At 66.4% G+C, this 15,026-nt stretch carries 11 protein-coding genes, 1 pseudogene and 1 riboswitch; of the genes and pseudogenes, 10 read left to right on the top strand and 2 right to left on the bottom strand.

What is annotated here, in order from left to right; genetic code table 11:
- From AC1RMD_RS06210 to AC1RMD_RS06170, 9 genes and pseudogenes are all read left to right on the top strand, one after another.
- Positions 1-362, top strand: a pseudogene (locus AC1RMD_RS06210) (hypothetical protein); the annotation flags it as partial.
- A gap of 175 nt (positions 363-537) precedes the next feature.
- Positions 538-2,124, top strand: coding sequence for a ShlB/FhaC/HecB family hemolysin secretion/activation protein (locus AC1RMD_RS06205; RefSeq protein WP_492924677.1), 1,587 nt, complete (start codon positions 538-540; stop codon positions 2,122-2,124).
- 37 nt (positions 2,125-2,161) lie between these two features.
- Positions 2,162-3,007, top strand: coding sequence for a FecR family protein (locus AC1RMD_RS06200; RefSeq protein WP_492924675.1), 846 nt, complete (start codon positions 2,162-2,164; stop codon positions 3,005-3,007).
- A 68-nt stretch (positions 3,008-3,075) separates the two neighbouring features.
- The gene (locus AC1RMD_RS06195) at positions 3,076-5,313 is read left to right on the top strand and encodes a heavy metal translocating P-type ATPase (protein ID WP_492924673.1); all 2,238 of its coding nucleotides are present in this window, start codon (positions 3,076-3,078) and stop codon (positions 5,311-5,313) included.
- On the top strand, positions 5,310-5,696 hold the full coding sequence (gene cueR, locus AC1RMD_RS06190) for a Cu(I)-responsive transcriptional regulator (protein WP_492924671.1): 387 nt from the start codon (positions 5,310-5,312) through the stop codon (positions 5,694-5,696). Before AC1RMD_RS06195 ends, cueR begins: the two co-directional genes overlap by 4 nt.
- Position 5,697: 1 nt before the next feature.
- Positions 5,698-5,918, top strand: a riboswitch (cobalamin riboswitch).
- A 178-nt stretch (positions 5,919-6,096) separates the two neighbouring features.
- Positions 6,097-6,693 carry a MotA/TolQ/ExbB proton channel family protein gene (locus tag AC1RMD_RS06185; protein ID WP_492924669.1) on the top strand — a complete coding sequence of 199 codons (597 nt, stop codon included), beginning with the start codon at positions 6,097-6,099 and terminating at the stop codon, positions 6,691-6,693.
- A gap of 1 nt (position 6,694) precedes the next feature.
- A complete protein-coding gene (locus AC1RMD_RS06180; protein ID WP_116990142.1) occupies positions 6,695-7,030 on the top strand; it encodes a DUF2149 domain-containing protein in 336 nt (111 codons plus the stop codon).
- Complete coding sequence (locus tag AC1RMD_RS06175) at positions 7,017-11,087, top strand: cobaltochelatase subunit CobN (protein ID WP_492924667.1); 4,071 nt, start codon at positions 7,017-7,019, stop codon at positions 11,085-11,087. Before AC1RMD_RS06180 ends, AC1RMD_RS06175 begins: the two co-directional genes overlap by 14 nt.
- The gene (locus AC1RMD_RS06170; protein WP_492924665.1) at positions 11,084-13,141 is read left to right on the top strand and encodes a TonB-dependent receptor; all 2,058 of its coding nucleotides are present in this window, start codon (positions 11,084-11,086) and stop codon (positions 13,139-13,141) included. Before AC1RMD_RS06175 ends, AC1RMD_RS06170 begins: the two co-directional genes overlap by 4 nt.
- Here AC1RMD_RS06170 and AC1RMD_RS06165 read toward each other — a convergent pair.
- Complete coding sequence (locus tag AC1RMD_RS06165) at positions 13,131-13,895, bottom strand: sulfite exporter TauE/SafE family protein (protein WP_492924663.1); 765 nt, start codon at positions 13,893-13,895, stop codon at positions 13,131-13,133. The genes AC1RMD_RS06170 and AC1RMD_RS06165 overlap by 11 nt on opposite strands.
- Before the next feature lie 103 nt (positions 13,896-13,998).
- Here AC1RMD_RS06165 and AC1RMD_RS06160 point away from each other — a divergent pair, with 103 nt between their 5' ends.
- Positions 13,999-14,715: a glutathione S-transferase gene (locus AC1RMD_RS06160; RefSeq protein WP_492924701.1), complete on the top strand. Its 717-nt coding sequence runs from the start codon at positions 13,999-14,001 to the stop codon at positions 14,713-14,715.
- On the opposite strand, the gene AC1RMD_RS06155 is transcribed toward AC1RMD_RS06160, so the two are convergent.
- Complete coding sequence (locus tag AC1RMD_RS06155; RefSeq protein ID WP_492924661.1) at positions 14,716-14,916, bottom strand: heavy-metal-associated domain-containing protein; 201 nt, start codon at positions 14,914-14,916, stop codon at positions 14,716-14,718.
- Between the last annotated feature and the right edge of the window lie 110 nt (positions 14,917-15,026).

Here is a 15,026-nt window from a genome sequence, read left to right as displayed (position 1 = left end):
CCGCCAAGGCTGCCGCCGCTGCCGCCGCCCAGGCCGGCGCCGACGCCGCCGCCAAGTCCGCGGCCGATGCCGCCGCCGCCGCGGCCGCAGCTGCCGCCAACCAGACTTCGACGCCGGTGGCCCAGGCGTTGAACTCCACCGTCAACATCATCAATACCGTCACCCAGGCCCAGGGCGGCGTCCTCAAGGCGCCAGCCGTGACCACACCGGCGGACAGCAGTAGCGCGTCCACCGGAACCGCCAGCAGCGGCGGCACGAGCAAACCGGACGACAAGGTGCCCGACGAGAAGGATAAGTCGAGCGGCAAGGTCGAGCTGGTCGCCAGCAAAAACGAGCCGACCAAGAAGATGTACTGCAACTGATGGCGTGCCGGGCAGCCCGGGGCCGTCGCTGCGGCGGCCCCGTTGGTGAGCTGAAATCCAACACTCGGCGGCGCCCCTATCAATTTCAATCTTTCAAATAGGCATTGTATATAAGGGCTATGCTAGCATCGGCAGAGCGTGGTAAGTTCCACGCACCCCTACTACGAGCGAACCCATGAGATATAGCCTTACGCGCCTGTTAGCAGGTTCCTTACTCGCCGCCGCCGTGACTTCGGCCTGGGCGGTCCAGCCGGCGGACGACAATGCCGCCATTCGCTTCGAGATTACCCGTTTCGAGGTCAAGGGCAACACCCTGTTGCCGACGGCGCAGGTCGATGCGCTGCTGGCCAAATTCGTCGGCAAGGAGCGCGATTTCGGCGACGTCCAGCGGGCGCTGGAAGCGCTGGAAGCGGTCTACCATCAGCGCGGCTATAACGTGGTGACGATCGAACTGCCGGAGCAGGAGCTGAACCGCGGCGTGGTGATACTGCGGGTGGTGGAAACGCGCATCGGCCGCATCAGCGTGAAGAACAATCTGTACTTCGACGAAAACAATATCCGCCGCAGCCTGCCCGCCTTGCAGGAGGGCAGCACGCCCGACCTGAAGGCGGTCTCGGCCAACCTGAAGCAGGGCAACGAGAGTCCCGCCAAGGAAGTCACCCTCAAACTGCAAAGCGGCGAGAAAGACGACGAGGTCGACGCCGTGCTGGACGTAAAGGACCAGCCCGTCTGGAAGGGCATGGTCAACCTCGACAACACCGGCACCCGGCAGACCGGCAAGACCCACGTCGGCTTCATCCTGCAGAACGCCAACCTGTTCAACCGCGATCACCTGGCCTCCTTGCAGTACACCACCTCGCTCGAGGAGCCGGGCCGCGTCAAGGTGTATGGCGCCGGCTACCATGTGCCGCTGTACGCGCTGGGCGACTCGCTGGACTTCTTCGCCAGCTATTCCAACGTCGATTCCGGCACCGTGTCGGCCGGCGCGGTCAACCTGGCCGTCAGCGGCAAGGGCGCGGTGTACGGCGCGCGCTACAACCAGAGCCTGGCCAAGCGCGGCGAGCTGGAATCCAAGCTGAGCTACGGGGTCGACTACAAGGCGTTCAAGAGCAGCGTGCTGCTGCTGGGCCAGGAGCTGGGCAACGATGTGACCGTGCATCCGCTCAGCATCAGCTATCAGGCCACGCTGCCGCTCAAGCAGGGCGAAGTGAGTGGCCAGCTGACCTTGCTGCGCAATATCTCCGGCGGTTCCAAGGGCGACCAGGCCGCGTTCACGCTGGCCCGCGCCGGCGCCAAGGCCGACTTCACCGTGCTGCGCCTGGCCGGCAGCCTGACCCGCGCGCTGGCCAGGGACTGGCAGCTGCGCGCCATCCTCAACGGCCAGTACAGCAGCGACGCGCTGATCCCCGGCGAACAATTCGGCGCCGGCGGCGCGACTTCGGTGCGCGGCTTCATCGAACGCGAGATTTCCAACGACTCCGGCCTGGGCGTCAACCTGGAAGCCTACACGCCCAATCTGTGCGCCCACGCCGGCTGGAATTGCCGCCTGCTGGCTTTTTACGACACCGCTTATGCCAAGCGCAACCACGCGCTGCCCGACGAGCTGACCAGCACCACCATCGCCAGCACCGGCGTCGGCGCGCGTTTCGTGCTGTCCACCTACGTCAACCTGCAACTCGATTACGGCCACGTGGTCCACGCCGGCGCGACCGGCCGCGACAACGCCAGCCGCCTGCACCTGCGCCTGGGGCTGGCGTACTGACCGCGTGCGGTTCACCCTGAATGTACTGGAAATGAAAATGCCACAGCCAAAAAACTCCCCCGTCGTGCAGGCCTTGTTCAAGGGCTTGCTGTTGCTGGCGCTGTGCGGCGTGGCCGGCGCGGGCTGGGCCGCGCAAGTGGCGGGCACCATCGTGCAGCTGAGCGGGCCGCTGCTGGCCAAGAAGGCCGGCGGCGTGGTGCGCATCCTGTCGATGCGCTCCGAGGTCGAAAGCGGCGACACGCTGGTGACCGAGAAGAACACCTACGCCATGGTGAAATTCATCGACAACAGCGAGATCACGCTCAAGCCGGGCACCACCTTCAAGGTCGAGGACTTCTCGTATGACGCCGGCAAGCCCGACGCCGACAGCGCCTCGTTCAACCTGGTCAAGGGCGGCCTGCGCTCGGTGACCGGCCTGCTGGGCAAGCGCAACAAGGAAAAATTCGCCATGAAGACGCCGAGCGCCACCATCGGCATCCGCGGCACCACCTTCATCGCCGACATCGTCGAGCCGAGCGAGGAGGCGCTGGCCTCGCGCCTGGCCTACAACCTGGCCAGCACCGCCGCGCTGGACCAGCTGGCCGCGCCGGTGCGGCCGCTGATGCTGGCGCAGCTGACGCTGCCGCCGGCCGGCGTGCGCCCGCCGGGCCTGTACGTGCAGGTGCTCGACGGCTTGATCCATGTGACCAACCCTTCCGGTTCGAGCAACTTCAGCGCCGGCCAGTTCGGCTTTACGCCGAGTCTCAGGGTGCCGCCGACGCCGCTGCCGGCCAATCCTGGCATCCCGTTCACGCCGCCGCCGGCGTTCAGCCAGAGCACCGGTCCTTCGGGCAGCGGCAACGCCCCGAACAAATCGAATACCGTCGATTGCGAAGTGCGTTAATTAGGACTTGACCTTCCCATCGTGGGATACTTGATGCTGTTCTCATTGAGTCGTCCATTGGGTTTGCCATGTCCACTACCGCGGTTCCCTTAACACTGTCGATCAACATCGAGGGCATGACCTGCGCTTCCTGCGTAGGCCGTGTCGAGCGCGTACTGGCGGCCGTGCCGGGCGTGGACAAGGTCAGCGTCAACCTGGCGACCGAATCGGCGCGGGTGGAGTCGGCGCTGCCGCTCGATTTCACGCTGCTGGCGCAGGCGATCGACAAGGCCGGCTACCACGCCACAGCGACGCCGCCGCCGTCTGCGCGCGCGCCGGCGCCGACGGCGCCGACGCTGGCCCATCCGGGCGGCGGCCGCGCGGTGCTGCTGGCGGCCTTGCTGTCGCTGCCCCTGCTGTTGCCGATGCTGCTGGAACTGGCCGGCGTGCACTGGATGCTGGACGGCCGCCTGCAGTTGCTGCTGGCGACGCCGGTGCAGTTCTGGCTCGGCGCCCGATTCTATCGCGCCGGCTGGCTGGCGCTGCGCGCCCGCAGCGGCAATATGGACCTGCTGGTGGCGCTGGGCACCAGCGCCGCGTATGGCCTGAGCGTCTATCAGCTGCTGGCGTCGACCTCCGCCATGCCGCATCTGTACTTCGAAGCGTCGGCGGTGGTGATCACCTTGATCTTGCTGGGCAAATGGCTGGAGGCGCGCGCCAAGCGCCAGACCACGTCCGCCATCCGCGCCTTGCAGGTGCTGCGGCCCGAGTCGGCGCGGGTGCGGCGCGGCACGCGGGATGTCGAAGTGCCGATCGCCGAGGTGCGGCCGGGCGAGCTGGTGGTGGTGCGCCCGGGCGAGCGGGTGGCGGCCGACGGCGTCGTGGCGGAGGGCGCCAGCCATGTCGACGAGGCGCTGATCACCGGCGAAAGCCTGCCCGTGGCGCGCCACGCCGGCGACCATGTGACCGGCGGCGCCATCAACGGCGAGGGCCTGCTGCTGGTGCGGGTGACGGCGGTGGGCGCGGAGAGCACGCTGGCGCGCATCATCCGGCTGGTGGAGGACGCGCAGGCCGCCAAGGCGCCGGTGCAGCATCTGGTGGACCGCGTCAGCGCGGTGTTCGTGCCGGTGGTGCTGGTGCTGGCGGTGCTGACCTTCGGCGGCTGGTGGCTGGCGACCGGCGACGCCGAGCGGGCCATCATCAATGCGGTGGCGGTGATGGTGATCGCCTGTCCGTGTGCGCTGGGGCTGGCGACGCCGGCCGCGATCATGGCCGGCACCGGCGTGGCGGCACGTTACGGAATACTGATCAAGGATGCGGAAGCGCTGGAGCTGGCGCACCGCATCACCACCGTGGCGTTCGACAAGACCGGCACGCTGACCGAAGGCAAGCCGTCGCTGGTGGCGCTGGAGCCGGCCGGCATCGATGACGGCCGGCTGCTGCAACTGGCCGCCGCCATCCAGCGCGGCAGCGAACACGCGCTGGCGCGCGCCGTCAACGATGCCGCCGCCGCGCGCGCCGACGCGGCCAGCGGCGCTGTCGCGCCGACAGCCACCGGCGTCACCGCCTTGCCCGGCCGCGGCGTGGCGGCCATCGTCGACGGCGCGCGCCTGATCCTGGGCAGCACGCGGCTGATGCAGGAAGAGGGCGTGGCGCTGGACGCGCTGAGCAAGCGCGCCGCCGAACTGGAACAGCAAGGCCTGACGATATCCTGGCTGGCCGCGTCAAGCGCGCCGCAGCCGGCGCAGCTACTGGGCCTGCTGGCCTTCGGCGACCGCGTCAAACCGCAAGCCCGCGCCGCGTTGCAGGCGCTGCATGCGATGCACATCCAGACCATCCTGCTCACCGGCGACAACCAGGGCAGCGCCGACGCCGTCGGCAAGGAGCTGGGCATAGGCCGCATCATCGCCAACATGCTCCCCGCCGACAAAGCGACCACCGTCGCCGGCCTGAAGACCGGCGGCGCCTGCATCGCCATGGTCGGCGACGGCATCAACGACGCCCCCGCGCTGGCCGCCGCCGATGTCGGCATCGCCATGTCGAGCGGCACCGACGTCGCCATGCACGCCGCCGGCATCACGCTGATGCGCGGCGATCCGGCGCTGGTGGCGGCCGCGATCTCGATCTCGCGCCGCAGCTACAGCAAGATACGCCAGAACCTGTTCTGGGCCTTCATCTACAACCTGGTCGGCATACCGCTGGCCGCCTTCGGCCTGCTCAACCCCATGGTTGCCGGCGCCGCGATGGCGCTCAGCTCCGTCAGCGTGATCAGCAACGCCCTGCTGCTGCGCCGCTGGAAGCCCGAGCATCAGAAAGGACCAGCATGAACATCGGACAAGCGGCGGCCGCCAGCGGCGTCTCGGCCAAGATGATCCGCTACTACGAAAGCATCGCCCTGATCCCGCCGGGCAAGCGCAGCGACGCCGGCTACCGCATCTACGGCGACAACGACCTGCACGCGCTGCGCTTCGTCAAGCGCGGGCGGTCGCTGGGTTTTTCGCTGGAGCAGATCCGCGAGCTGCTGTCGCTGTGGCAGAACAAGGAGCGCGCCAGCGCCGACGTCAAGACCATCGCCATGGGGCATGTGGCGGAGCTGAACCAGCGCATCGCCGAGCTGACCGACATGCGCGACACCCTGCAAACACTGGCCGGCTGCTGCCACGGCGATCATCGCCCCGACTGTCCTATTCTCCAAACCCTTGCCGGTTAAAGTATAATCGCCCGGTTTTGGTGCCCGCGCGTCTGTCCAGGCGCGCAGTTAAACGGGAAACATGGAGCTGGCCACGCCAGCCAACATGTGCTGCCCCCGCAACGGTAAACAAGCGTCGTCGTTGACGACAAATCCGCCTCTTCAAACCACTGTGCAGTCGCATGGGAAGGTCAGGCGGTGTCGCTTGCCAGCCCGGATACCGGCCAGGACAGGTGGAAATGCCCAGGCATTTCTGTTCAATCCGCACACGGGGAAGTGAGCGGCTTGCATCTGTTTCGATCTACATCTATGCATCGATTTTGCGCGCCACGGCCTTGCCGACTGGCGGCCGTGCCTTGCGCACGCGCCGTTCGCGTACGCCTGCGCCCCGATTTTTCTTCTTTGCCCACAGGACCCGCCCATGTTTAACCTGCCCGCCGACGCGGCCGTGCACTCCATCGAGACACTGCTGTATTCCATTTCCACCATCCTGTACCTGCCGGTGCTGCTGGGGATCGCTGCGCTGGTGCTGCACATGCTGGTGTGCTTCGGCACCTTCGGCGCCGAATGGCTGGAGCGCCGCCGCGGCGTGCGCGTGCTGGTCGCCACCGCCAAACAGGAAATGGCCGCCGTGCTGACCGCGCAGGAAGGCGAGCCGGGACTGGACGCCCGCCTCGAACGGCTGGTGCAGCGCGCCGACGTCAACGGCGTGCGCCGCCTGGACGGCGTGCGCTTCGTGGTGCGCGTCGGCCCGGCGCTGGGGCTGATGGGCACCCTGATCCCGATGGGCATCTCGCTGGCCGGCCTGGCGCAGGGCAACCTGCCGAAGATGGCAGAGTCGATGACCACCGCCTTCACCGCCACCGTGGTCGGCCTGGCGTGCAGCGTCAGCGCCTATGTATTGAGCCTGGTGCGCGAGCACTGGCTGCGCAGCGACCTGACCGAGATCGCCTATGTGGCCGAATCCCACCTCGCGGCGCAAGACCACAAGCCGCACCTGGTGCGCGCGGGAGCCTGAGATGCGCTATATGAACCGCCACCGCTACAGCCGCATCGGCGAGCATAACGAAGACCCATTGGCCGGCGTCGCCAACCTGTTCGACGCCAGCATCGTCTTCATCGTCGCCATGATGCTGGCGCTGTTCTCGGCCTGGAACATGATGGACCTGCTGGATCCGAACTCCGAAGTCACCATCGCCAAGAAAAGCGCCGACGGCCACGTCGAGGTGCTGACCAAGAAGGGCGCCGAAATCAAGGTGAGCAAAGTGAGCGACAAGCCATTGTCGGGTTCCGGCAAACGCCTGGGCACCGCGTATCAACTGCCGGATGGGAAGGTCGTGTATGTACCTGAATAAAAAATTGTGGGCGCTGCTGCTGTTGCTGGCATCCCTGTGCATCGGCGGCTATGTGCATTCGGCGCAGGCGCCGCGCACCCTGGCGCTGATGTTGGGCGATATCGAATCGCGTCCCGCCGTGCTGGCGGTGCGCGGCCTGCAGGCCGAGTTGAAGGAACTGAACGTCTCCGTGCGCATCATCCCCGCCAACGGCATGACGCCGGCCGACCGCACCGCGCTGACCAACGCCGACGTGGCGATCGTCAATACCAAGGGCCGCCAGGCCATGGTGGCCCTGGGCGCCGAACTGCAGGCGTTGCAGAAGGCGCGCCGTCCGGTGTTCGCGGTCGGCGGCGCCATCGACGACAGTCTGCGCGAGCAGGGTGTGCGCGACGATAAAACCATACAGTCCTACTACAGCGAAGGCGGCGTGGAGAACATGGGCAACCTGCTGCGCTACATCCTGCGCAGCCACTTCGGTTCCAGGCTGGCGGTCGCGCCGGTGCATGCGATGCCGGAAGTGGGCCTGTACGACGTGGCGGCCAACCGCACGTCCAGCAGCTACGAGCAGTACCTGCAAGGCTACGCCAATTACAAGACCGGCGCGCCGTGGATCGCCGTGCCGTTCTACCGCGCCAGCCTGGTGGCGGGACAAACGCTGCCGCTGGCGGCTATCGCCGCGCGCCTTGAAGCGAGCGGCTACAACGTGCTGCCGGTGTTCGGCTATCCCTACGACGTGCCGCTGCGCTTCCTGCTGGATGAAAACGGCAACAGCCGTGTCGAGCTGATCGTCGCGCTGGGCATGAAGGTGGGCGGCACCGCCAACACCGGCGCGCTGCTGGACAAGATCGGCGTCCCGGCGATCAACGCCATCACCCTGAGCCAGCAGTCGCTGGCGCAGTGGCAGGAATCGAAGATCGGCCTCGATATCATCGAGCGCACCTGGCAGCTGGCCGGCGCCGAAGTGGCGGGCCTGATCCAGCCGACCGTGGTCGCCAGCCGCGAACGCATCAGCGATGCGCAGACCGGCCTGGCCTATGTCGAAGAGACGCCCATCCCCGAGCGCATCGAACGCCTCAATGAGCGCGTCGCCAGCTGGCTGGCCTTGCGCCAGAAGGCCAACGGCGACAAGCGCATCGCCATGCTGTACTTTAACTATCCGCATGGTTCCGAGACCATCGGCGCGGCCTACCTGAACGTGCTGCCGGAGAGCCTGTGGCAGATCGTCCAGCGCCTGAAACAGGAAGGCTACCAGACCGGCACGGCGCTGCCGCCGTCGCCGGAAGAGCTGCAAGGCGAGATCCAGCAATGGGGCAACTACCCCGGCAAATCCAGGGGCGACTACATGGCGGGCCTGAAGCACCTGGCCGAAAGCGGCCAGGCGCTGCTGGTGCCGTTGGCCGACTACCAAAAATGGTTCGCCACGCTGGCGCAGCCGCTGCGCGCGTCGATCGAAAAATCCTGGGGCAAGCCGGAGAAAGCGCCTGTCCTGTGGCGCAACGCCAAGGGCGAGCCGTTCTTCGTGTATCCGGCGCGCCGCTTCGGCAATGTGCTGATGGCGCCGCAGCCCGGCCGCGCGTGGGAACAGAACCTGGAGAAGCTGCACAATGAAGTCAGCATGCCGCCGTCGCACGAATACATCGCGTTCTATCTGTGGCTGCAAAAGGGCTTCCAGGCCAACGCCGTCATGCACATCGGCACCCACGGCACGCAGGAATGGCTGACCGGTAAAGAGGCTGGCCTGGCCGAAAGCGATCCGACCGAGGCGCTGATCGGCGCCATGCCCAACATCTATCCCTACGTGATGGACGACGTGGGCGAGGGCATACAGGCCAAGCGCCGCGGCATGGCCGTCATCATCGACCACATGACGCCACCGTTCGACGTGGCCGGCCTGAATCCCGACCTGCGCGAACTGGGCGCGCTGCTGAACGACTACCGCGTGGCCGAGCAAAAAAGCCCGCTGCTGGCGCGCAGCCACCTGACGGCGATCAACCGCCTGGCGGCCAAGAGCGGCGTGTTGAAGGACATGAAAAAGACCGAGCTCAAAACCGAAGCCGACATGGAAGGCCTGGAGGAATACCTGGACGACACCGGCAGCAAGCTGACGCCGTTCGGCCTGCACACCTTCGGCGTGGCGCCGAAGCCGGAGCTGCGCAACGCCACCGCGCGCGCCGTGGTCAGCCTCGACACCACATCGACGCCGGAGCAGAAAACCAGGCGCATCGCCCAGCTGGAAAACGATATCGAACGCAGCGCCGGGTTGGAACTGGGGCGTTTGATGCAGGCGCTGTCCGGCCGCTACATTCCGACCGGCGCCAGCGCCGACCTGGTACGCAATCCGGACGCGCTGCCGACCGGCCGTAACTTCTTCGGCCTCGATCCATCGCGCATCCCGGGCAAGACCACCTACGAAGCCGGCTACAAACTGGCGCAGCAACTGGCGGAGGACTACCGCAAGCGCCACGGCGCCTGGCCGGACAAATTGAGCATGAACCTGTGGGGTGTCGAAACCTCGCGCCACGAAGGCATCATGGAAGCGCAGGCGATGGCGCTGATGGGCGTGCGTCCGACCTGGGACGAGCGTGGCCGCGTGACCGGCGTGCAAGCGCTGACGCGCAAGCAGCTGGGCCGTCCGCGGGTGGACGTGACGCTGATCTCGTCCGGCCTGTTCCGCGACCTGTTCGGCAATCTGCTGACACTGATGGACCAGGGCGCGCAGCTGGCGCAGAAGCAGGACGACAACGGTCCCGGCGAAGACGGCAACGTGATGCAGGCGCACAGCCGCAAGACCGTCGCCGCCTTGCAGGCCAGCGGCATCGGCGCCGAAGAGGCGCAGCGCATGGCATCGGTGCGCATCTTCGGCCTGCCGAGCGGCGCCTACGGCACGCAGATCGAGAAGCTGATCCCGCTGACCAACGCCTGGCAGAACGAAAAGGAAGTGGCGGACGTGTTCGTCAACCGCATGAGCCATCCGTTCGGCGCCGGCTACTGGGGCGACGACAAGGCCGATCCGGGCCAACGCCGCGAGTTGTTCAGGCAGGCCATCAGCGGCAGCAAGATCGCGCTGCACAGCCGCTCCAGCAATCTGTTCGCGACGCTGGACAACGACGACTTCTTCCAGTACCTGGGCGGCACCGCGATGGCGATTCGCAGCGTGGACGGCAAGACGCCGGAGGTGATGGTCAGCGACCTGTCCAACCCGCGCAAGCCGGGCCACAAGACGCTGGAGCAGTACATGGGCCAGGAGATGCAGTCCCGCTACCTGAACCCGCGCTGGGCCGACAGCATGCTGAAGGAAGGCTATTCCGGCGCGCGCTACATCAACCGCGTGGTCGACTACCTGTGGGCCTGGCAGGTCACCGTGCCGGAGGTGGTGGACGGCGGCAAATGGCAGCGCATGTACGACACCTATGTGGAAGACCGTCACGGCCTGAAGGTGCGCGAGCGCTTCGCCAGCAGCGGCAACCTGCGCGCCTTCCAGGCCATGACCGACCGCATGCTGAGCGCGATCGAGCGCGGCTACTGGAAGCCGAGCGACGCGGTGCGCGAAAAACTGACCCAGCAAAACGCGCAGACGATCAAGGATGCCGGCGTGTCGTGCAGCGCCGATTCGTGCAGCAAGGCGACGATGAAGATCGCGCCGCAGTTCAGCGGCCAGTTCGTGCCCAACGTGGGCACCAACGCGGCGGTCGCGCGCGGTGCGGCGGCTGCCGGCCGTGCCGGTGGCGCGGCGCCGTCCGCGCAGCCTCCCGCACCGTCGGCAACGCAGCAGCAGACCGACGCCGCCATGCAGAACGCGGTGGCGGACTTGCAGGCATTGCAGGCCAAGGCACAGGAGCTGCCGCCGCCGGCGCCCGGACGCGCCAAGAACAAACCGGCCGAGCCGGCGCCGAAGGCCAAGGCCGATGCTATGGACGCCAAGGTCAATGGCTTCGAGATGCAAACGCTGGCCAATCTGACGCCGGTGCAGAAGACCGTCGGCACGCTGGCGTTGCTGGCGCTGGCGGCCGCGCTGATCGGCGTCGGCTACGTTAGTCGCCGCAATAATTTGAGTAAATTGAAGGAGTACCTATGATCGTTAAATCCATCGTCGCGCTGGCGGCTGTTTTGCCGCTTGCATCGTATGCCGACGAGGAGGCCACCGGCGCCGTGCCCAGCATGGCGGCGGTGGAAGTGCGCGGTCACTACGACAACGGCGTCGGCACCTCCAGCGCCGCCAGCCAGGGCTCGGTGACGGCCGCGCTGATCGCCAACCGTCCGGCGCTGCGCCCCGGCGAGCTGCTGGAGTTCGTGCCCGGCGTGATCGTCACGCAGCACAGCGGCGACGGCAAGGCCAACCAGTACTTCCTGCGAGGCTTCAACCTCGATCACGGCACCGACTTCGCCACCTTCATCGACGGCATGCCGGTCAATATGCGCACCCACGCGCACGGCCAGGGCTACACCGACCTGAATTTCCTGATGCCGGAACTGGTGGACCGCATCAACTACAAAAAGGGCCCGTACTACGCGGACGAAGGCGACTTCGCCTCGGCCGGCGCGGCGCATTTAGGGCTGGCGAACAAACTGAAAGAGAGCACCGCCAGCGTGACGGTGGGCGGGCAGCAGTACTACCGCGCCAACCTGACCGGTTCGACGCCGCTGGGCGAGGGCAACCTGGTCTACGGCGCGGAGCTGGGCCACAACAACGGGCCGTGGGTCAGCCCGGAAGCCTTCCACAAGAGCCTGGGCGTGTTGCGTTACAGCCAGGGCGGCAGCGACAGCCAGTTCAGCGTCACCGGCATGTTCTACCGGGGCGGCTGGTATGCCAGCAACCAGATCCCGCTGCGCGCGGTGCAGAGCGGCGAGATCAGCCCCTACGGCGCCATCGACACCAGCGACGGCGGCATCACCTCGCGTTACAGCCTGTCCGCCACGCTGCGCCGCCGCACCAGCGACACGCTGTTGCAGGCCAATGCCTACGTGGTGCAATCGAGCCTGGACCTGTACAACGACTTCACCTACTTCCTCGACGATCCGGTCAACGGCGACCAGTCGCGCCAGACCGAGAAGCGCCGCATGACCGGCTTCGACGTGGCGCAGACCTGGTACGGCAAGTGGGGTGGGGTGGAGGTGAACAACAAGGTGGGCGTGCAGGGGCGTTACGACTACCTGTCGCCGCTGGCGCTGTACAGCACCGTGAAGCGCCAGATCACCGGCACCATCACGGAATCGAAGGTCAAGGAGGCGAATGCCTCGGTCTACTTCGAGAACACGGTGCAGTGGCGCGAGTGGCTGCGCACCACCGCCGGCTTGCGTTACGACCGTTACCGCTTCGATGTGAGCAGCAATATCGCCGAGAATACCGGCAAGGTCGGCGATGGCATGACGTCGCCGAAGATGGCGGTGGTGCTGGGCCCTTGGGCCAAGACGGAATTCTTCATCAACTACGGCGAGGGCTTCCACAGCAACGACGCGCGCGGCACCACCGTGCACCTGACGCCGAAGGAACGCGAGCCGATCGATCCGGTCACGCCGCTGGTCAAGACGCGCGGCGCGGAACTGGGCATGCGCACCGAGATCGTACCCGGCCTGCAAAGTTCGATGGCCTTATGGAAGCTGCGTTCGGCGTCCGAGCTGGTGTTCTCCGGCGACGCCGGCGATACGGCGGCCAGCCGCGGCAGCTATCGTTCCGGCATCGAGTGGAACAACCACTACATCGCCACGCCATGGCTGTTGTTCGACCTGGACCTGGCCTACTCGCGCGCCCACTACACCGAGCATGACGATGTGGGCGACTACATTCCGGGCGCGATCGGCAAGGTGGCTTCGTTCGGCGCCACCGTCACCGACATCGGCCCGTGGTCCGGCGCGTTCCAGATGCGCTACTTTGGCCCGCGTCCGCTGAACGAGGATAACAGCCAGCGTTCGGCGACGACGGCGATCGCGTATGCGCGGGTGGGCTACAAGATCGACCGGCGCTGGGCGGTGTCGCTGGATGCCTTCAACCTGTTCGACCGCAAGTCCAGCGATGTGGACTACTACTATCCGTCGCGCTTGCAGGGCGAGCCGGCCGAAGGCGTCAACGACATCCACTACCATCCGGTGGAGCCGCGCACCTTGCGGCTGACGTTGAAGGCTACGTTCTGACGAACATCCAGATGGTCAGCACGGCGCCGACGATCACGACGAAGCCGCGCATGACCTTCTCCGGCAGGCGGTGCACCAGCCATCCGCCGCACAAGCCGCCGGCGATGCCGCCCGTGCACAAGGCCAGCGCGGCCGGCCAGCTGATCAAGCTGGAGGTGGCGAAGATCAGCGTGGCGGCGGCGTTCATCGCCATCGCCAGCACGTTCTTGGTGGCGGCGGCGGTGCGCACCTGTTGGCCGGCGATGGTCAGCGCGGCCAGCATCAGGAAGCCGATGCCGCCGCCGAAGTAGCCGCCGTAGACGGCGATGCAGCTTTGCACCAGCACCAGCGTCCAGCGCGGCATGCTGCCGGCCGCGTGCAGCGGTTTCTTGCGGAAGCTGCCCCACGCGAACACGCTGGTGGCGAACAGCACCAGCCATGGCACCAGCCGCGCGAAGAACGACGGCGGCGTATTCAATAGCAGGATGGCGCCGAAGATGCCGCCGATGGCGCTGATGATCAGCATCTGCTTGAACGTCAGCGGTCCGACATCGCCCGCCAGATTGCGGCCGGCGTAGGCGGAGGTGATCTGGCTGGGGAACAGCGCGATGGTGGACGTCATGTTGGCGGCCAGTGGATTCAGGCCGGCCAGCAGCAGTGCGGGGAAGGTGATGAACGAGCCGCCTCCGGCCAGTGCGTTCTGCACGCCGGCCATGAGACCGGCGGCGGCGACCATCAGGACGATGTGGATTTCAAGTGGCGGGACTGGCGGCATGGCGGCTCGGAAGTGTTCGGGTAAACGATTGATTATAACCGTGTACTGAATATCGTTCCCGGCACTGTCCGGAAGTTGTTAATGCTACTATCTTGGCATGACGATACCTTACCAACTTTATTACTGGGACGGCCTGCAGGGCCGCGGCGAATTCGTGCGGCTGGCGCTGGAGGAAGCGGCGGCGCCGTATGTGGACGTGGCGCGGCACAAGCAGGGCATGCCGGCGCTGCTGTCCTGCCTCGATGGCGGGCAGGTCGAGCATCCGGCGTTCGCGCCGCCGGTGCTGCGCGTGGGCGAGCTGCTGATCGGGCAGACGGCCAACATCCTGATGTACCTCGGCGCCCGGCACGGACTGGCGCCGCGCGCGGAGGCGGGGCGGCTGTGGACCAACCAGCTGCAACTGACCATCGCCGACATCGTCAACGAGGTGCACGACACGCATCATCCGATCGCGGTCAGCAAATACTACGAAGAGCAGAAGAAGGAAGCGAAGGCGCGCGCCAAGTGCTTCCGCGAGGAGCGCATACCGAAGTTCCTCGATTACTTCGAGGGCGTGGTGGCACGCAATCCGGGTCGGGGTGGGTATGCGGTCGGCGCGCGGCTGACGTATGTGGACCTGTCGCTGTTCCAGTTGATCGAGGGCTTGCGCTATGCGTTCCCGAAAACGATGGCGCGCCTGGAGCCGTCGTATCCGGCGCTGATCGCCTTGCGCGACAAGGTGGCGCTGCGGCCCAACATCGCGGCCTACCTCAAGTCCAAGCGGCGGATAGCGTTCAATGAGGATTGCGTCTTCCGCCGCTATCCGGAGCTGGACAAATAATCAGGCCGCGCTGGTGACGGGGTAGCCCGCATCGGCGATGGCCGATTTCAACGGCGCCAGCAGGCTGGCGCTGTCTATCCTGACGGTCTTGCTGGCCAGGTCGATCTCGACCTTTGCCGCCGCGTCGACGGCCTGCACCGCCTTGGTCACCGCGCCCACGCAATGGCCGCAGCTCATGTTCTCCACTTGCAGCTGATACATCGTCGTACTCCTCAAACTGTTTCGATGATCATACTGTAGCCCTTCCCGCCGTGGGAAGGTCAAGCATGTTCGGGGATTAAATAACGCATGATGAAAGAAGTGTTCTAAAA

This window comes from Duganella sp. GW822-FHT06D06, from assembly GCF_058799615.1.
Note: the sequence above shows the minus strand (reverse complement) of the source record. Positions and strands in the feature narration are given on the sequence as shown.